At 63.1% G+C, this 17,837-nt stretch carries 12 protein-coding genes, 1 tRNA gene and 5 pseudogenes; 8 read left to right on the top strand and 10 right to left on the bottom strand.

Annotated elements, in window-relative coordinates; genetic code table 11:
- Window positions 1–120 precede the first annotated feature (120 nt).
- Together GA0071312_RS04630 and GA0071312_RS04625 are read left to right on the top strand one after the other, a co-directional pair.
- The gene (locus GA0071312_RS04630; RefSeq protein ID WP_074443777.1) at window positions 121–1,416 is read left to right on the top strand and encodes an adenylosuccinate synthase; all 1,296 of its coding nucleotides are present in this window, start codon (window positions 121–123) and stop codon (window positions 1,414–1,416) included.
- 49 nt (window positions 1,417–1,465) lie between these two features.
- Entirely contained in the window at window positions 1,466–2,833 is a 1,368-nt protein-coding gene (locus GA0071312_RS04625; protein WP_074443776.1) for a hypothetical protein, read from the top strand.
- A 48-nt stretch (window positions 2,834–2,881) separates the two neighbouring features.
- Here the strand turns inward: GA0071312_RS04625 and rpoH are convergent, their stop codons facing one another.
- Window positions 2,882–3,784 carry an RNA polymerase sigma factor RpoH gene (gene rpoH, locus GA0071312_RS04620; protein ID WP_074443775.1) on the bottom strand — a complete coding sequence of 301 codons (903 nt, stop codon included), beginning with the start codon at window positions 3,782–3,784 and terminating at the stop codon, window positions 2,882–2,884.
- A gap of 231 nt (window positions 3,785–4,015) precedes the next feature.
- Window positions 4,016–5,077, bottom strand: coding sequence for an RluA family pseudouridine synthase (locus GA0071312_RS04615; protein WP_074444220.1), 1,062 nt, complete (start codon window positions 5,075–5,077; stop codon window positions 4,016–4,018).
- Between the two features lie 196 nt (window positions 5,078–5,273).
- Here GA0071312_RS04615 and GA0071312_RS04610 point away from each other — a divergent pair.
- Window positions 5,274–5,349: transfer RNA gene (locus tag GA0071312_RS04610), tRNA-Glu, on the top strand.
- A gap of 171 nt (window positions 5,350–5,520) precedes the next feature.
- The gene (locus GA0071312_RS04605; protein ID WP_074443774.1) at window positions 5,521–5,748 is read left to right on the top strand and encodes a hypothetical protein; all 228 of its coding nucleotides are present in this window, start codon (window positions 5,521–5,523) and stop codon (window positions 5,746–5,748) included.
- A gap of 45 nt (window positions 5,749–5,793) precedes the next feature.
- On the opposite strand, the gene GA0071312_RS20570 is transcribed toward GA0071312_RS04605, so the two are convergent.
- Together GA0071312_RS20570 and GA0071312_RS19125 are read right to left on the bottom strand one after the other, a co-directional pair.
- The gene (locus GA0071312_RS20570; RefSeq protein WP_074443773.1) at window positions 5,794–6,081 is read right to left on the bottom strand and encodes a recombinase zinc ribbon domain-containing protein; all 288 of its coding nucleotides are present in this window, start codon (window positions 6,079–6,081) and stop codon (window positions 5,794–5,796) included.
- Between the two features lie 3 nt (window positions 6,082–6,084).
- Window positions 6,085–7,145, bottom strand: a protein-coding gene (locus GA0071312_RS19125; RefSeq protein ID WP_420819944.1) for an IS630 family transposase whose coding sequence is annotated in 2 segments (ribosomal slippage) — window positions 6,085–6,656 and window positions 6,656–7,145 — 1,062 coding nt in all. Because the reading frame shifts where the segments join, the coding sequence is not laid out codon by codon here.
- 83 nt (window positions 7,146–7,228) lie between these two features.
- On the opposite strand from GA0071312_RS19125, the pseudogene GA0071312_RS04580 reads away from it, so the two are divergent.
- The 4 genes and pseudogenes from GA0071312_RS04580 to GA0071312_RS04565 form a co-directional block, all read left to right on the top strand.
- Window positions 7,229–8,261: pseudogene (locus GA0071312_RS04580) on the top strand (IS21/IS408/IS1162 family transposase); the annotation flags it as partial.
- A pseudogene (locus GA0071312_RS04575) lies at window positions 8,251–8,613 on the top strand (ATP-binding protein); the annotation flags it as partial. The pseudogenes GA0071312_RS04580 and GA0071312_RS04575, both read left to right, overlap by 11 nt.
- Window positions 8,614–8,918: 305 nt before the next feature.
- Window positions 8,919–10,256, top strand: a complete 1,338-nt coding sequence (locus tag GA0071312_RS04570) for an IS110 family RNA-guided transposase (protein ID WP_074443772.1) — start codon at window positions 8,919–8,921, stop codon at window positions 10,254–10,256.
- Between the two features lie 28 nt (window positions 10,257–10,284).
- Window positions 10,285–10,731 (top strand): annotated as a pseudogene (locus GA0071312_RS04565) (ATP-binding protein); the annotation flags it as partial.
- 65 nt (window positions 10,732–10,796) lie between these two features.
- On the opposite strand, the pseudogene GA0071312_RS04560 reads toward GA0071312_RS04565, so the two are convergent.
- The 6 genes and pseudogenes from GA0071312_RS04560 to GA0071312_RS04530 all read right to left on the bottom strand — a co-directional run.
- Window positions 10,797–11,516 (bottom strand): annotated as a pseudogene (locus GA0071312_RS04560) (transposase); the annotation flags it as partial.
- Between the two features lie 227 nt (window positions 11,517–11,743).
- Complete coding sequence (locus GA0071312_RS04555) at window positions 11,744–12,883, bottom strand: glycosyltransferase family 4 protein (protein ID WP_074444219.1); 1,140 nt, start codon at window positions 12,881–12,883, stop codon at window positions 11,744–11,746.
- A 12-nt stretch (window positions 12,884–12,895) separates the two neighbouring features.
- Entirely contained in the window at window positions 12,896–14,020 is a 1,125-nt protein-coding gene (locus GA0071312_RS04550; protein ID WP_074443771.1) for a glycosyltransferase, read from the bottom strand.
- Window positions 14,021–14,092: 72 nt separating this feature from the next.
- Window positions 14,093–15,394, bottom strand: coding sequence for a UDP-glucose dehydrogenase family protein (locus GA0071312_RS04545; protein ID WP_074443770.1), 1,302 nt, complete (start codon window positions 15,392–15,394; stop codon window positions 14,093–14,095).
- Between the two features lie 561 nt (window positions 15,395–15,955).
- Window positions 15,956–16,498 (bottom strand): ISAs1 family transposase, encoded by a 543-nt coding sequence (locus tag GA0071312_RS04535; RefSeq protein ID WP_074443768.1) that lies wholly within the window; start codon window positions 16,496–16,498, stop codon window positions 15,956–15,958.
- A 16-nt stretch (window positions 16,499–16,514) separates the two neighbouring features.
- Window positions 16,515–17,754: pseudogene (locus GA0071312_RS04530) on the bottom strand (IS256 family transposase).
- Window positions 17,755–17,837: the final 83 nt, after the last annotated feature.

The following is a 17,837-nucleotide window of genomic DNA, read 5'->3' as shown; positions in this document are numbered from 1 at the left end:
CTCTGCATCGGTCTTGACCTCGCCGCCGCAATCACGCAAGAGGCATTGCAAGGTTTTCCGCCCCGGCCTTGTGCCGGGGCTTTTCGTGTTGTGCGCAATCGAGGTTGCAGGAACAAGCCAATGGCCAATGTCGTCGTCGTGGGCGCCCAATGGGGCGATGAGGGGAAGGGCAAGATCGTGGACTGGCTCTCCAGCCAGGCCGATGTGGTGGTGCGCTTCCAGGGCGGGCACAATGCCGGCCACACCCTCGTCATCGGCGAGGCCGTCTACAAGCTCTCGCTCCTGCCCTCGGGGGTGGTGCGCAAGAACAAGCTCGGCGTCATCGGCAATGGCGTCGTGCTTGATCCGCATGCGCTGGTGGCCGAGATCGAACGCCTGGGCGAGCAGGGTGTCGAGATCACCCGCGAGACCCTGCGCATCGCCGACAATGCCACGCTGATCCTCTCGGTGCATCGCGAGCTCGATGCCCTGCGCGAGAGCGGCGCCTCGGGCGGCACCAAGATCGGCACCACCAAGCGCGGCATCGGCCCCGCCTACGAGGACAAGGCCGGGCGCCGGGCCATCCGCGTCGATGATCTCGACGATCTCGACGCGCTGCCGGCCAAGATCGAGCGGCTCCTGACCCATCACAACGCCCTGCGCCGCGGCTTCGGCCTGCCGGAATACGAGGCGGAAACGCTCTATGACGAACTCGCCTCGGTCGCGCCGAAAATCCTGCCCTTCATGGATGCGACCTGGCGTCTGCTCGACGAGAAACGCCGCGCCGGCAAGCGCATCTTGTTCGAGGGCGCCCAGGGGGCGCTGCTCGATGTGGATCACGGCACCTATCCCTTCGTCACCTCATCCAACACCGTCGCCGGTCAGGCCGCGACCGGATCCGGCATGGGGCCGGGTGCCGTCGGCTTCGTGCTGGGCATCGCCAAGGCCTATACAACGCGCGTCGGCGAGGGCCCCTTCCCCACCGAACTCGATGACGAGACCGGCCAGCGCATCGGCGAGCGCGGGCGCGAATTCGGTACTGTCACCGGGCGCAAGCGCCGCTGCGGCTGGTTTGACGCGGTACTCGTGCGCCAGACCGTGCGCACCAGCGGCATCGACGGCATCGCCCTGACGAAGCTCGACGTTCTCGACGGTTTCGAGACCATCCGCATCTGTACCGGCTACAAGCTGGACGGTGCGGTGATCGACCACTTCCCCGCGAGCCAGGGCGCGCAGGCGCGGGTCGAGCCGATCTACGAGGATTTCGAGGGATGGACCGGCTCCACCGCCGGCGCGCGCAGCTGGGCGGATCTGCCGGCCCAGGCCGTCAAATACGTACGCCATATCGAGGAACTGATCGGCGCGCCGATCGCTCTGCTCTCGACGAGTCCGGAGCGCGACGACACGATCCTGGTGCAGAATCCTTTCGAGGCTTGACCGCAGCAGGAGCACGCAACACAGTGTTTACGAAGACAGCATAGCGAACATGGCCGATTATCATCCACTGATCGCCCGGGCCGTCCAGGGCCTCCCCGATCCCGCTCCAGAAATGCGCGCCGCCGTCTATGACAGGGCGCGCACGGCGCTGTTTGCGCAATTGCGCTCCCTCGACCCGCCGCTTTCGGAGGAAGAGTTCGAGGCCGAGCGGCACGCGCTGGAGAGTGCCATTGCCGGCGTCGAAGCCGAATATGCCGGGCCCGCACCGGATGATGAGGCCATTGCCCGGGACGATAACGCCGTCGCTGCAGATCAGGCCGTGCAGGAAGAGGGCATGCCGGATCAGGCTGAACACGCGCAACCTGTACCCGGAAGCCCGGCCGGGCCCTTTGCCGCACCCGTATCGGGCGACCGGGATTCCGGTCAGGATGCCGCCACGCAGCCGGCTTATCCGCCATACGCGATGCAAGAGACGCCTCTGCCGCAAGATGCGCCGCTGCCGCCCCGTGCGCCGCAGCAGGAGCCTGCAGAGGGCCCCGCTGCAGCGCAGGCGACACCCGTGCCGCCGCCCCCCGCAGCGAAGGCGCGCCCGCGCCTCGACGGGCGCAGCCAGCGCGCCGGTTCCGGCGGCGGTCTGCGTGCCGTGATCGTGGCGCTCAGCCTCGTCGTGGTGATCGGCGCCATTGCCTTTACCGCCTACTGGCTTGCCAGCGAGGACGAAGCCCCCGTGGCCGAGCGCACACCGCCCGAGATCGAGGCGCCCGCCCCGATCGAACAGCCACCACGTATCGAAGACCGACTGATGCCGGATGAGACCGATCCGGAAGAGATTGTACCCGAGCGCGTCTCGCCCGAACCGCCCGCAGCGCTGCCGGATGGCGAAGTCGGCGTGGCGCAGCGCGCCATGCTCTATGAGGAGGATCCGGCCAATCCGACCGGCGAACCGCGTGCGGCAGCAGGCAGTGCTGTCTGGCGGCTCGATACGGACGATCCGGATGATCCGGGCATCGTTGCGCAGGTGCGCGTGCCGGACATGAGCATCACCATGACCATGACGGTCCGGCGCAACCTGGATCCGGATCTGCCGGCTTCGCACACGATCGAACTCGATTTCGTCAATGACGGTGACGAAGACCGCAACGTCCTCGATGCCGGCCTGCCGCATCTCAAGGAAGACGAAGTCGTGCGCGGTGCACCGCTGGCCGGACTGACGGTGCCGATTTCCGACAATTTCTTCCTGATCGGGCTGTCGAATCTGCGCGCCGACCAGCAGCGCAACCGCAATCTGCTGATCAATCGCAACTGGATCGAACTGCCGATGCGCTTCGCAGGCGGTCAGCGCGCGGTCATCGCCTTCGACAAGGGCATGAGTGGACAGCAGGTGATCGAGCAGGCCTTCGCCGCCTGGGAGGAGTGAGGCGGCATATCCCGGGCTGCTTGCCGCACCGGGGCGGGAAAACCGGCCTCAGCCGGGTGCGCCGGTACCTTCGTATTGCGGCTTCTCGATCACGGCGAGATTGTGCTTCACCGCTTCCTGAACCTTCTCGAAGGCGCGCACTTCGATCTGTCGCACGCGCTCGCGTGAAACACCGAATTCGCCTGACAATGCCTCCAGCGTGATCGGGTCCTCGGCCAGCCTGCGCGCTTCGAAGATCCGCCGCTCACGCTCGTTGAGTGTAGCCAGGGCCTCGCGCAGGGCGCGGGTGCGGTTATGGCCTTCTTCCTGCGTGGCGAGGATGGTCTCCTGGCTGGCCGAATCATCCACCAGCCAATCCTGCCATTCGCCCTCACCCTCCTCGCGCAGCGGCGAGTTGAGCGACGAATCACCACCGAGCCGGCGGTTCATGTCGATCACGTCCTGCTCGGTGACGCCGAGCCGCGTGGCGATCTCGCTCACCTGGTCGGGGCGCAGGTCACCCTCGTCGAGGGCCGAGATCTGACTCTTGGCCTTGCGCAGATTGAAGAACAGCTTCTTCTGATTGGCCGTGGTCCCCATCTTCACCAGCGACCAGGAACGCAGGATGTATTCCTGGATCGAGGCCTTGATCCACCACATTGCATAGGTGGCGAGGCGAAAGCCCCGATCGGGCTCGAAGCGCTTGACCGCCTGCATCAGCCCCACATTGCCTTCAGAAACGACCTCCGAGATCGGCAGGCCATAGCCGCGATAGCCCATGGCGATCTTGGCCACGAGCCGCAGATGCGAGGTGACGAGCTTGTGGGCGGCCTCACGGTCGCCATGCTCGCGCCAGCTCTTGGCCAGCATGTATTCCTCGTCCGGCTTGAGCATGGGAAACTTGCGGATCTCGTCGAGATACCGTGACAGGCCGCCTTCCGTGGCGAGTATGGGCAGGTTTCCGGCCGACATGCTTCATCCTCCTGATGCCCCCCTGACGGGCGAGCCTTCGGCGATCTCCTCATGGACAATCGCCTTCGATTCGATCATAGGGCCTTGCACCCCGTTCTAAAACTAAACGTTTCGACAGGTTCTTCGAAAGCCTAAAACGCGGGCACTGCGTTCACGGTTTCCGGAGCATGTGCGTTTTGTGAAGAATACCGCGCGATGCGGCGCTTTGATGACCGATCGCCACAAACCGGTTCACGACGCCTCGGGAGCGCGCAAAGCCGCGATCAGCGCAGCGAGATCGGGCGGGTCGGGACTTTCGAAGCGCAGGGTTTCGCCGGTGCGCGGATGAGCGAAGCCAAGCAGCGCGGCATGCAGGGCCTGCCGGTCGAGCCCCGCGAGCGCATCACGCGCCGCCTCCGGCAACAGGCTTGCCTTTGTGCGAAAACCCGCCCCGTAGAGCGCATCGCCGAGAAGCGGGTAACCGGAATGCGCAAGATGCACGCGGATCTGGTGCGTGCGCCCCGTCTCCAGCGTGCAGCGCAGGAGGGCGGCATGGGCGTGCGTGCGGGCGTCGCACGCAGCATCGCCGGACACGGCGCCGAAACGCTCTTCCACCGCCACATGGGTGATCGCCTCACGGCCTTGCGCACGCGGCTCCTCGCCGACGCGCGCGCGCCGCGTCTCGACGACGATCATCTTCTCGCGATTGTGGCGTGCGCGGGCAATGGGCGCTTCAACGGTGAAGCGCGCACGTTCCGGCGCGCCCCAGACCACTGCCCGATAGGCGCGTTCGAGCGGTCCGGTGCGGCCGTGATCGGCGAATTGCGCGGCGAGCCCGCGATGCGCGGCGTCGTTCTTTGCCACCACCAGCAATCCGCTGGTATCCTTGTCGAGGCGGTGCACGATGCCGGGACGCGCCACCCCCCCGATTCCGGACAGCGAATCGCCGCAATGGGCGATCAGCGCGTTGACGAGCGTTCCCGTTTCATGGCCGCCGGCGGGGTGCACGACGAGACCGGCCGGCTTGTCGATCACGATCAGATCGTCATCCTCGTGGACGATCGCGAGAGGGATCGCCTCACCCTCCGGTGTTGCCGGCACGGGTGGCGGCACAGCCAGGGTGATCCGCGCGCCCGCGACGAGTTTGCGCGAGGCCTGGGTCACGACCGCACCGTCGACACGCGCCTGCCCGTCGCGGATCAGGCTCTGGATGCGCGCGCGCGAGAAATCCGGCAGCGCCGCAGCCAGCGCCCGGTCGAGCCGCTCGGCCTGTGCAGCGACACAGCTGAGCCTCTCCCCGGTATCCTGCGCCATATCCGATTCGTGCACCGTCTCGTCCCGATCATCCAAAGCGCATCACTCCTCACAAGCTCTGCGGCTGCGCCTGTCCCGCGCGCCGTTGCGTCACCGTGCCGTCGCAGATTCTCCGGCCAGGCTCCAGAATCCCCTTGCGGCAGGCGCAATGCATCGATATACGAACCCCTTCTCCGAAGCCAGAAGCTTCGGCGCTGCTCCCTTCGTCTAGTGGCCTAGGACGTCGCCCTCTCACGGCGAAAACAGGGGTTCGAGTCCCCTAGGGAGCGCCATTTCGGTACAGACCTGCGAACCGCAGCCGGCAAGTTTTCCGGATCACTCTGAACCGCCCGTTCAAGGGTATCTTTGCTTCCCGTAATGCGAATGACGTTCGTATCGATGTCAATGCGTTCAACAACAGCCTTCAAGTACGCCTTCCGGAACGGGATTTCGCCGGAACGGATGTGCGTGCGCATCGCTTCCGCGAAATGCTTGATCATATCCTGCGTGATGATGATTTCGCGAGATGCCGTGGCCTGCGCACGCGAAAGAGCCTCTTTTGCAAGATCACGCTCATTCTGGAGGGCCTTGATGCGATCTCGGAGGATATCGTCAAGCTCAGCGATACCGTTCTCGACCATCGCGTACAAGCGACGCAGTTTCTCCTCTGCAGCCTCAATTTGGTTTCTTAGTGCGGTGGTGCGACTATCGACCTCCGCTGACCGAGCCGCCCTTCTCTACGAGAGCTGCGACAGAATCTCTGCTACTCTTTCTTCTGTGAACAGACGTTCCGAGAGATGCTCAACGACGAGTTCGTCGAGCTTGTCCATGCGAATCGACCGGCCTTTGCGCGCCGTTTTCCCCAAGCGCGCGCACGTCGAGCAGGTGTAATAGCGATGCATCGTGCCATTTCGAGCCGTATCTGTCCGCAACGTCATTCCACCGTCGCAGCTTGCACATTTTGCGAGCCCGGTAAGCAGAATTGGCCCTGTCGTCTCCCTCGGAGGTGTAATACCAACCCGCAATGATCAGAACCGATGAGCCCAGTCTCGCAGCCCGATGGCCATGATGCGCCATGGCTGGTCGATGATGGCGTTCCAGGCCTGGCAGCACAGGTCGAGGAGTTGGTCATAGGAGGCGAAGACTCGGTTGGAGAGGAGATTGTCGCGCATGAACTGCCAGAGGTTTTCGACCGGATTCAACTCGGGCGATTTTGGCGGCAGCGGCAGGAGGGTGATGTTTTGCGGGATCTCGAGGCCTTTGGCCATGTGCCATCCGGCCTGATCGAGAATGAGGATGGCGTGTTTGCCCGGGGCGACTGCGGCGGCGATCTCCACGAGATGAAGGTTCATGGCTTTTGTGTCGCAGCGCGGCAGGACGAGAGCCGCCCCTTTTCCCTCCTGCGGGCAGATCGCCCCGAAGATGTAGGTCGAGGCGGTGCGCTGATCGTGCGGCGCCGAGGGGCGGGTTCCGCGCTTGGCCCAGCGTCGGGTGATCTTGTTCTTCTGGCCGATGCGGGCCTCGTCGGCGAACCAGACCTCTATGTCATCGGGCGCGAGGCTCTGGTGGGCGGCGATTTCGTCCAGGCGGGCGGGGAAACTTTTTTAAAATCCTCGATGGTATGCGTGTCCTGCGCATGATGGCGCGGCCTCGCCGAGAGCTTGCGATAGCCCATCTTGCGCAGGGCCCGGCTCACCGTGTCCTCGCTCGCTGCGATGCGGAACTCCTCGTAGAGCCATTGCGCGAGATCGACGATCCGCCAGCGCACCACGCCATGGACGGACGGGATCGGTCCTTCGTCCACCCGCCGTGCCAGGGCCGCCAGATGATCGGGGCCGAGCAGAGGAGCCTTGCCCGGCGCCTTGCGGTCGACGAGCCCCTCCGGTCCCTCTCGGTTGAACCGCTCAACCCAGTCGCGGACGATCTGCGCCGTCACGCCGCCGAGCCGGGCCGCCTCCGCCCGGCTCGATCCCTCATAGATAGCCGCGATAGACAGAAGCCGGCGCGTTTGCGCCCCATCCTTCGAGCGCCGCGCCGCCGCACGGCAGCGTTCCGCGTCAAAATCATCCCGCAAGGGCAAAGCAGCCATGGCGAACTCCTCCGTTCGCCACCTTGAATCTGATTTGCGCCTCGGAGGGAATCCCCCGAGTCAATTTCAATGCGGATTGGTATTATCTGCTTCAGACCCACGAGATGCTGTTCGATGCCCATTGGCACGGGTTCCGCGTTTTCGGCGGCGTGCCGGGGCGCGGCATCTATGACAACATGCGCACCGCAGTCGATCGCGTCGGTCGCGGCAAGGAACGCCAAGTCAACATCCGGTTCCTGGCCATGACGAGCCATTAGGTCTTTGAACCGGCATTCTGCAATCCCGCCTCGGGCTGGGAGAAGGGACAGGTCGAGAAGAACGCTCAGGATGCACGACCACGCCTGTGGCAGCCGATGCCGAACTTCTCCGATCTGGCTGCGCTGAACGCCTGGCTGGAACAGCGTTGCATGGAGCTGTGGCACGAGATTCCGCACGGGGCTCTGCCCGGCACCATTGCTGCTGTCTGGGCCGGGGAGCAGGCCGCGCTGATGCCGCTACCCTCCGCCTTCGACGGCTTCGTCGAGCAGAGCAAGCGCGTCTCGCCGACCTGTCTGATCAACTTCGAGCACAATCGCTACAGCGTTCCCGCGTCATTCGCCAATCGCCCCGTCAGCCTGCGGATCTATCCCGACCGGTTGGTGGTGGCCGCCGAAGGGCAGATCCTTTGCGAGCATCCGCGCGTCATCGATCGCTCCCACAAGCAACTGCCCCGCACGATCTATGACTGGCGACACTATCTCGCGGTCATCCAGCGAAAGCCCGGGGCGCTGCGGAACGGGGCACCCTTCGCAGAATTGCCCATGGCATTCAGACAGTTGCAGGATCAGATGCTGCGCCGTCCTGGTGGAGACCGTGAGATGGTCGATATTCTCGCGCTCGTCCTGCAGCACGATGAGGAGGCCGTGTTGACCGCCATGAGAACGCGCCCTGGCCGAGGGCGTGCCGACCAAGACCCATGTCCTGAACCTGCTGCATCGCCTCATCGACGGCAAGACAAGCGGCACCCCGGATATCGACACGCCGCAGGCGCTGATCCTGAGCCGTGAGCCGACAGCCAATGTCGAGCGCTATGACGGCCTGCGCCTCCAAAATGACGAAGGCCGCCATGCGTCATGATCCTGCCAGCGGCGCCGTCGTCATCATGCTGCGCAGCCTCAAGATGTACGGCATGGCACAGGCCGTCACCGATCTGATCGAACAGGGCGCGCCGGCGTTCGACGCCGCCGTGCCGATCCTGTCCCAGTTGCTCAAGGCCGAACTGGCCGAGCGTGAGGTGCGCTCGATCGCCTATCATCTGAAGGTCGCACGCTTCCCTGCCTACAAGGACCTCTCCGGCTTCGACTTCGCATCCAGCGAGATCAACGAGGCAACAGTGCGTCAGCTTCACCGGTGTGAGTTCCTCGATGGGGCCCAGAACGTCGTTCTGATCGGAGGCCCAGGAACAGGAAAAACCCAGGTATCCATAGCGAGCCGGGTCTGATGCCACGGGGAAAACGATTGGGATAAGTGCCCTGACAACGTGATCGAGGATCAGGCCCGGTTCCCGGCATGCCGGGAACCGGGCACGGTGTCGACGCGAACCAGGCCGGTTCGGGCTCGAAGACCCTGAGAGATCCTCCGATCGTCTCGTGACCGTGACGCAGTCAGCCCGACCCAGCCGCGCCGACGGGCAAGTGTAACACGATTGTTGAGCGCCTTCGCGGGCGCTGCCACGAATGACCCACCTGACTGTGCCGGCGGCGATCGGTTCCAAACTAGGGAGCCCTGAACAAGATGCATAGAACCGTCGGAATAGACCTTGCGATCCGTGGCGACCATGTCGCCCAAATCTTCGAAAATGGAAAGCCCGTCGGCCGGCCTATCCGCTTCCGCCACGACGCGCCCTCGCTTGATGCATTCGTCGCCTCCGTATCGGCGGACGTGCATACCGGCACCGCCGTGCAGGCGATCATGGAGCCGACAGGGATGAGCTGGTTCCCCGTCGCCCACCGCCTGGGCGACGCCGGCGTCGAGGTCGCCCGCGTGAAGGGCAAGAGGGTGAAGGCGCTGCGGCGGTATCTTTCCGAGCACGCCAAGACTGATCTCGCCGACGCACACGTGCTCGCCGCCATCCCCTCCTTCGGCGGCCCTCGGCTCGACCCTGTTCATGTGCCGTCGCCGAAAAGCCATGCCCTGCAACGGCTCACAAAGCAGCGCGGTCGGCTTCAGGATGAGGTGGCCGCCAGCAAGCGCCGGCTCATGGATCTCGTCCGGTGGGCCTCTCCCGTTCTCGAGCGTGTGCTCCCCGACCTGCGTACCCGCCTTTCGCTGGCCGTACTCCAGCACTGGCTCGACCCGGATCGGGTGCTCCGCGCCCGTAAGAGTACCCTCGCTCGCTTCATCGCCGAGCACGCGAGTGGCAATCAACCGCACTCCGGCCCCTTCGTCGATGCGCTCGTCGACGGAATCCGAGACGCCGCCAGACAGGCTCGCAAGCTGCACCGCCACCACGTCGACTTCGTCGAGTTGCAGATGGAGGTCGCTGTGGAAATCGAGTTGGTGCTGCGCAAGATTGAGCTGCTCGGCACTCTTGAGAGACGCATCGAGAGGCTGTATTCCGAGCTGCAGCCAGACGATGTCCTGCGCACCATCCCCGGCGTCGGCCAGCGCCTCGCGCCCGTTCTCGCCGGCGTCATCCACGATGCCGGGAGGTTCCGATCGGAGCGCCACCTACGGGGCTTCTGCGGTCTCTTTCCCCGACGAGCTGACAGCGGCGGTGCAGAGCGTCCCGGGCAGAAGATCACGGCGAGTGGGAACGATCGCATCAAGCGCGCGCTCATGCTCGCCGCCGACACGGCTCGAAAGATCGACCCAAAGCTCGCCGAGACATATTGGCGCCTGATGACCACCAAGGGGCATCATCACAAACAAGCTCTATGCGCCGTTGCCAATCGCCTCGCGAACAGGATCTACAGCGTGCTTCGCGATGGCCGCCCCTATGTCCTGCGCGACGTCGACGGCCTCGAGATATCCGTGGCGGATGCAAAGGCCATCATCGCCGAGCGGTACCACGTTCCGAACGGGTTGCGCGCATCGCGGCGAGCCAGCCGGGCGCCGAGAGCCGGAGCGTGAAAAAACTGCTTGGCTCTCGGTACAAGATCATGTCGCGACGGCCCTTGGCATCCAGGCCATCGAGCATCACCGGCGAAAGGTCCGCTTCTTCTCGACCATCGAGCTCGTCAATGCCCTCGAACAGGAAAAGGCAAAGGGCAAGGCCGGTCAGATCGCCGAAAGCCTCACCCGCCTTGATCTCGTGATCCTCGACGAACTCGGCTACCTGCCGTTCAGCGCCTCCGGCGGCGCGATGCTCTTCCATCTCCTGAGCAAACTCCATGAGCGCACAAGCATCGTGATCATGACAAATCTCGGCTTCAGCGAATGGGCGACGGTCTTCCTCGACGCCAAAATGACGACCGCCCTGCTCGATCGCCTGACACACCGCTGCCACATCCTCGAAACCGGCAACGACAGCTTCCGCTTCAAAACAAGCTCAGCAGCCGCAGCCCGAAATGGGAAGGAGCCGAACCATAACTTGACGCCCGTCTGACCCTCAGAACATAACCTTAAACCGGGTCAACTCTCGATGGAAATACCGGCTCACTTCTCGACGGAAATCAACAGCCGTGCGACGGCGGGATCGAGCCCTCGCTCGACGAGGTTATCCAGCAGCGCCTGGACGGTCGCGGTGTTCTCCGTCGCACCCTCGACGAGAGCGAGCGGATGCTTGTCGCCATTGGCGTCGATGCCGATGGCGGCGAGCAGCACGAGGTCTGTGCTGACATGCAGTCCGTCGATCTGGATGACCAGAAGATCCAGTTCGGATAAATCAGCGTTCATGAACGCGTCGAGTTTCTCCGAGGAGAGGGCCACGAAGCGCCGCGACGCTGCGGATTTCGATACGCCGCTGCCATGCCCCGCCGGCACATCGCCCTCCGGCAGGCGAACCGCACGGCCAAAACGCCGCGTCGAGACGTTGATCAGCATCAGGTTCATCGCCCAACGACCGAGCCAGTCCTCCGATGTCGCACGATCCCAGCTCGGGAGCGCCACCCCACGACCATCGACGCCACGGACCCGAGGGCGCTCGACGCCGACCTTCCCGCCGTGGAACCCGATTGCGCCACGGGTCGATCCCCAGCGATTGGCCGTGCGCTTCTCCACCCGCTCGTGACGCGGACCGCAGGCCGCTTCAACGTCGGCCTCCATCATGGCGCCCAGCGCCTTGATGCCGGCGGCAAGACACAGTCTCTCGAAGCTCTGCTGAACTTCCGTCAGGGCTTCATCCACAGCTCCGGCAACCGGAGCCGCCGGCAATGTGCTATCTTTCTTCATGGCGTTGCTCTCCTGAAAGGATTCGACACCCCGAGCTTAACCGCTCAAGGCGGGCAACGCCGCCAACTTCAAAAATTCAACAGCGACCGGGACATCCCCCGACGCTTCGCTGACATCCTCGCGGAGGCCTGCGCACGGCTCGGGGCCGATGTGGCTCGCTATTCCTTCATCGTAACGGACTTCCACCGTCTACTCCTTGCCGGTCTCCCGGCGCACCAACTGTAGTACTAGTCGCTCAGGGCGGGTTTGGTCTTGCGCCAAGCGGAATCATAAGCCGTGACCATTGCATCTATCGAGAATGAGGTAGCAATACGCTGCCGTGCAGCAGCGCACCGCGATTCCCAAGCGGTAGAACCGTGTTCGTCCAGGAGTTGCGCGATCGCCCTTGCCAAGGCTATAGGTTCGCGGGAAGGCACAATCAGGCCGGTATCGCCCAGAATTGCAGCGGCATCGCCGACATCCGTTGCGACACAAGGCGTCTTGCAGGCCATTGCTTCCGCGAGCACATTCGGAAAGGCTTCGCCGAACGACGACGACATTACATGAACGTCAATCGCATTCATGATGGCCGGAATATCCTCGCGCCGCCCGAGGAGGTGTATGCGGTCTGTCAAACCCAATTCTTCAATGCGCGCAATGAGGGAGGGGTTATTCTGATCAATGCCGGTGCCCACTAGCAGGCAACTCGGGCAGCGTTCCTCTTTCCGTAATTGGGCGAGCGCAACGAGAAGCGTCTCGTGGTCCTTCTGCGGGTTATACCGCGCAACATGGCCGATCAGAAGCTCCCCTTCCGCGAGACCCAGTTCGGCTCGCACCGATCTGGCGGCGACAGGGTTGGGCGCGAAGCGCGAGACATCATAGCCGTTGGCTATGATGTGCATCCGCTCGCGATCGTAGCCAAGTGCGCCATGCACCTCCAGAGCTGTCTCGGCACAGCAGATAATCCGCTCGGGTACGATGCGCGAGAGCTTGGCGCATAGACGTGCGACCCATATCGTTGCGCGCGCACTTTCGCCGGGAATCAGTTGCGTGTGGCGAATGCCCCAGAAAACATGCCGGCATCCGGCGATACGGGCGATAACACCGCCGATGAGATCAGAATGATACATCCAAGTTTGGACCACATCGGGGCGCCTATCCCGGATGCATTGCCAGAGCCTACGCAATCCAGCTACATTCATTCGCCCGCGCGGCATATCAAGGCTGATCACGGAGATGCCGGCCTGCGTCAGCAGGGGGCCGTATTTGCCAAGATCCATTAATGACACAACCACGTGCGTGTTGTCGAGATCGTGCGTGCAGAGGCGGTATAATGTGCCTTCTGCACCGCCGTCATCCAGGCTACTTATGATGTGGAGGATATTCAAAGCGTCACCCAATCATGCAGTGTATCTCAGCTGCTCATCGGGAATTTGCAAAATCTGTGCGTATTGCCTGAAAATTTGATCCGGCTGATACGCTTTGACACGAGTGCGAACATCCGGTGGGGTGGGATCGTCGAGAGTTTTGATAATGGCGCTGGCGAGCGCCTCGGCGTCATTGACCGGAACGAGCCGACCCCAACGCCCATCCTCAAGGATTTCACGGGGGCCTGTAGGGCAGTCGGTACTAACGACCGGCAACCCGCATGCCATGGCCTGGACGAGTGCATTTGGAAATCCTTCATATCGCGAAGCAGATACGAAAACGTCGGAAGCTGCCATCCAGCCGAATGGATTGTCCTGAAAGCCTACCAGATCGACATGATCACGGATGCCCAGATCCACCACCTGGCTCTCGAGTTTCGCCCTTAGCGGCCCTTCGCCAAGAACCAGCAGTTTCGCCCCGTGAGACCGCCAAACGCGATGGAATGCCCGCAGCAGGACCGGAAAGTTCTTCTGCGCGACGAGCCTTCCCATCGCGAGTATAACGGGTTTCTCCCGATCATGAAGCCAGGGATGCGAGGGCACGTGGCGCGACAACCCGGCAATCATCTCGGTATCCACCGGGTTCGGTATAGCGACGATTCGTTTGTCCGGCAGGCCCAGATCCCGGCTGAGTTCCAGTTTCATCTCCTGTGAAACGGCGACAATACCGTCAGCCATCGGGTAGAAAAGCGCCGTGAGGCTTCGCAGGACCCGGTTGAGACCGCCTTCGCGGAAGCGCACGAGGCTGTTGCGCTCGCTGACGATGAGGCGCGTATCCACGCGCGACAGCCGCTTCGCGATGACCGCGAGGATATTGATGTGGTTGAGGAAGGAGAGCATCACCTGAGGACGTTCTGCGCGCAGATAGCGGCGGAGAGGGAGCAAACAGCGCGTAGCCCGGTCTTTGTCGAAATCCACGATGTTGACTTCTTTGCGCAACGCGCCGGCATACGGACCTTCGTTCCTGACTAGGAGCAGATCCACACGCGCGCCGCACATGGCGAAGTGATTCGACAAGTCCACAGCCACGCGCTCCGCCCCGCCACCGCGCAACGAGGGTACGAGGACAGCGATGTGGTGAGCTGCGTCAGTCGTCATGTCGCCGGTTCATGGTTACACAATCCGAATACGTCCTGCGTCCCTGCAAGCCGATGATCCGCTTGATACGCATCATCTTCCCACGCTCGTATAGCTGAAACCGAGCGCCGCGACGTCGTCGGCGCGGTAGATATTGCGCAGATCGACCAGGACCGGCGCCTTCATGAGCGCCTTCATGCGCCCGAGATCGAGGGCACGGAAGGCGTCCCATTCGGTGACGATGACGAGCGCATCGGCGCCCTCGGTGCAGGAATAGGGATCGTCGGCGTAAGTGACATCATCAAGCACCTGTCTTGCCTGTTCGATCCCTTCAGGATCGTAGGCCGTCACCCGTGCGCCCATATCCTGAAGCGTGCGGATGATGGCGATGGCGGGCGAATCGCGCATGTCGTCGGTATTGGGCTTGAAGGTCAGGCCGAGAATGGCAATACGCTTGCCGTGGACGTCGCCGCCGCAGGCCTTGACGACCTTGCGGCCCATGGCGCGTTTGCGCGTATCGTTGACCGCCGCGACCGTCTCGACGATGCGGATCGGCGCGTCATTGTCCTGCGCGGTCTTGATCAGGGCCAGCGTATCCTTGGGGAAGCAGGAACCGCCGAAGCCGGGACCGGCATGCAGGAATTTCGAGCCGATGCGGTTATCGAGGCCGATGCCGCGGGCGACATCCTGGACATTCGCGCCGACCTTCTCGCACAGATCCGCGATCTCGTTGATGAAGGTGATCTTGGTGGCGAGAAAGGCGTTGCCGGCATATTTCGTCAGCTCGGCCGTGCGCCGCCCGGTGAAGAGCATCGGCGAATGGTTGAGATGCAGCGGGCGATAGGCCTGGATCATTGGTTCGCGGGCGCGCTCATCCTCGATGCCGATGACGATGCGGTCGGGCCGCTTGAAATCGCTGATCGCGGCGCCTTCACGCAGGAATTCCGGGTTGGAGACCACCGCGAAATCCGCATCCGGACGCTCCTCGCGGATGATGCGCTCGACCTCGTCGCCGGTGCCGACGGGTACGGTGGATTTGGTCACGATCACCGTAAAACCCTCCATCGCATGGGCGATCTCGCGGGCGGCGGCGTAGACATAGGTCAGATCGGCATGGCCGTCGCCCCGGCGCGAGGGCGTGCCCACGCCGATGAAGACCGCTTCGGCCTGCGCCACGGCGGGCGCGAGTTCGGTGGTGAAGGAAAGCCGTTTCTGGGCGACATTGCGTGCCACGAGCTCCGCGAGCCCCGGCTCGTAGATCGGCATCTCGCCCGCCTGCAGCATGGCAATCTTGCGCTCATCCTTGTCGACACAGACCACTTCATGCCCGAAATCGGCGAAACAGGCACCTGAAACGAGTCCGACATAACCCGAACCGATCATCGTGATGCGCATGGGAGTAAGGTCCTCTCAAAAGCCGGGCATCGATAAGCCAGAAATCAGGGCGAACTCATAGCATCTGCTCCGCAAGTGCAGGACTATGGATGCTTTGCGCTGCGATCTGGCTGTTCTCTATCTTAATTCCGGCAATCTATCCAGAGGCCGCGAACCGCAGTCTTGAGAGGCGCGCACGTCTGGATGCTCTCTTAGATGCAAGGATTTTTTTGCCTGTCTGAGCGAGTGTCGAGTGCGGTCGTCATGTTTCAGGCCTCATAAGTGCGGCTTTCACATGCTGCGGGCCGGTTCTCTGATGGCAGCTTTGTCAATCCGAAAAGCGAGATCGACCAACCTCCGCCCCTTCGGGACCTCGCTCCCCGCCAGCCGAGGTGGGAATTCAGGTCAGGCAACGGCCTTCCTGGTCCAGGTGAACTCGGTTTCGTTCTTCCGCAATCTGAGCATCAGTAAGGCGATTATCCGCGCGGTTGCCATGGCTGTTTTTATCGAAGCCTCGTCTGCCAGCAAGACGGACAGGCCACCTTTTTAGCGCGGAGAAATTCCAGGGCTGTTCAACGCTAATCAGATTTCTTTGTAAGCGAGGATATGATCGAGGCTGAGAGCGCCACACCAGAGTGCGTGCGCCACATTTGTGATGTTGTTTTTGCGCAGGATGTTGCGGGCGAAGCTTCGGGCGCGCGCCATGATGCCGGGATTATCCCGGATCCGGCTTTGATCCTCGTTGCAGGAGACATCGCGGACATAATGATTTCGGTTTTCGATTCCCCAATGACCTCGGATCGCGGCGGCCCATTCCGTCGCTGGGTAATCGGCGGCGGAAGAGACGTAGAAGGCGGTCTCCTGGCGTTGATGCCACAGGCCGGTGGCGGCCGAGTACAGCAACGTGCTGCGGGTGATACGGATCACGGTCTTGATGAATGGCTGCCACTCGGTTCCGGCCAGGGCATCACCGACGGGAAAGATCTCAACAGCCCGATCTTCCTGACGTGACCTTCCCTTGGTGCGCGAGAACGCGGTGTCGGAGGGCAGGTTGTCGGCTGCGATGGTACGGGCGGGTCGTATCTCGGATCTGGTGGAAATTCCCTGGCGACGAGTTCCGGGCATGTGAAGGTTCCGCTTCTCAGGCGGCGAGGGCAAGCTTGATCGGTTCGATCGGTTGAGAAAGCGTCTGCCATCCATCGACCTTGCGCAGCTGGATCTGACCGGAGGCGAGCAGTGCCCAGAGCAGCATCGGCACGGTTTCGGCGCAGGGCAGCACGGTCTGCGTCTTGATCCGGCGGCGGAATTCCTCGTTGAGCCGCTCGATCGCGTTTGTCGTTCGTGCCGACTTCCACTGGGACGGATCGAGGCAGGTGAAGGCAAAGAGCCTATCCCCGGCTTCCTCGAGGCTGTCGGTGATCGCACGGCATTTCAGGCGCCATTTGCGCAGGAACGCCTTGCGCCGGATTTCGATCTCGGCAGCGGTGTCGGCGTAGATCATGTCGCGGTAGTCCTCGGTCAGCTCGTCGTGCATGCGCTTCGGGGCATGGCCGAGAAGGTTGCGGTGCTTGTGCACCGTGCACCGCTGGATCGGCAGCTCTTCGCCCCAGAGCGCAATGAGGGCGGCTTCCAGCCCGGGAGCGCCATCGACAATGACGAAGTCCGGTCGCTTCAGGCCACGCGCATCGAGATCGGCGAGGAACCCGCCCGAGGAACCCGCCCTATGCCGCCTTGCTTTCGCCGCCCGTGTTCTTGATGGCGAGCAACACCTTCTGCCCGTCGCGGCGCACGCCGATTGCCGCCAGCACCGAGATGTTCGTGGCCTTGCGGTCCAGACGGGTCTTGATGACGGTGCCGTCCAGGATCAGACGGACGATGTCCTCATCGGCGAGGCTGCGTGCGCACCACGCGTCCCAGTCGACCTTCACCTTGCGCCAGGCCCGGCTGACGACATCCTTGCCGACCGCCCCCTGAAACAGGCCGAACAGCGCGCGCTTGACCCGCCGCGTGTTCGTGCCGGCCAGATAGACCGAGGCGATCAGGGCCTCGGCCTTCTTCGTCAGACGCTGATAACGCGGCAGCGCCCGTGATCGCCATTCCGTGATCTTGCCCTCTTCGTTCTCGATCCGCGCGCGCGGCACGCTGACCGTTTCGGTTCCGAAGGTGCCGACGAGCTGGCGGTCGCGATGGCCGTGCCGATAGCCCTTCTTCAAGCCGCCGCCGCGGTCATAGCGGCAGCGCCCGATGACGGCTGCAAGCTCTTCCTCGAACAGCGCCTCGATCGTAGCGCGGATGTTCTGCCGAAGCCGATCCTCGATGGGATCGTAGCCGGCGTCGCTGCACAGTAGCGCTGGCGTGGTCGTGTCTGTAGTCTGGTCCATGGCGTGATCTCCCTGGCGGTTGCTGCCGCCGGTTGGGTGGGTTGAATCACCCGGAGATTACGCCGCCTTCAAATTTCCACCAC

Source organism: Saliniramus fredricksonii (genome assembly GCF_900094735.1).
Lineage (GTDB): Bacteria > Pseudomonadota > Alphaproteobacteria > Rhizobiales > Beijerinckiaceae > Saliniramus > Saliniramus fredricksonii.
Note: the sequence above shows the minus strand (reverse complement) of the source record. Positions and strands in the feature narration are given on the sequence as shown.

Bases quoted from the DNA above. Each gene is read 5' to 3' on its own strand.
- GA0071312_RS04615 (WP_074444220.1), bottom strand. From the start codon at position 5,077: ATGGCGCAGGATACCGGGGAGAGGCTCAGCTGTGTCGCTGCACAGGCC.
- GA0071312_RS04535 (WP_074443768.1), bottom strand. From the start codon at position 16,498: ATGCCCGGAACTCGTCGCCAGGGAATTTCCACCAGATCCGAGATACGA.
- GA0071312_RS04545 (WP_074443770.1), bottom strand. From the start codon at position 15,394: ATGCGCATCACGATGATCGGTTCGGGTTATGTCGGACTCGTTTCAGGT.
- GA0071312_RS04630 (WP_074443777.1), top strand. From the start codon at position 121: ATGGCCAATGTCGTCGTCGTGGGCGCCCAATGGGGCGATGAGGGGAAG.
- rpoH (WP_074443775.1), bottom strand. From the start codon at position 3,784: ATGTCGGCCGGAAACCTGCCCATACTCGCCACGGAAGGCGGCCTGTCA.
- GA0071312_RS04570 (WP_074443772.1), top strand. From the start codon at position 8,919: ATGCATAGAACCGTCGGAATAGACCTTGCGATCCGTGGCGACCATGTC.
- GA0071312_RS04550 (WP_074443771.1), bottom strand. From the start codon at position 14,020: ATGACGACTGACGCAGCTCACCACATCGCTGTCCTCGTACCCTCGTTG.
- GA0071312_RS04625 (WP_074443776.1), top strand. From the start codon at position 1,466: ATGGCCGATTATCATCCACTGATCGCCCGGGCCGTCCAGGGCCTCCCC.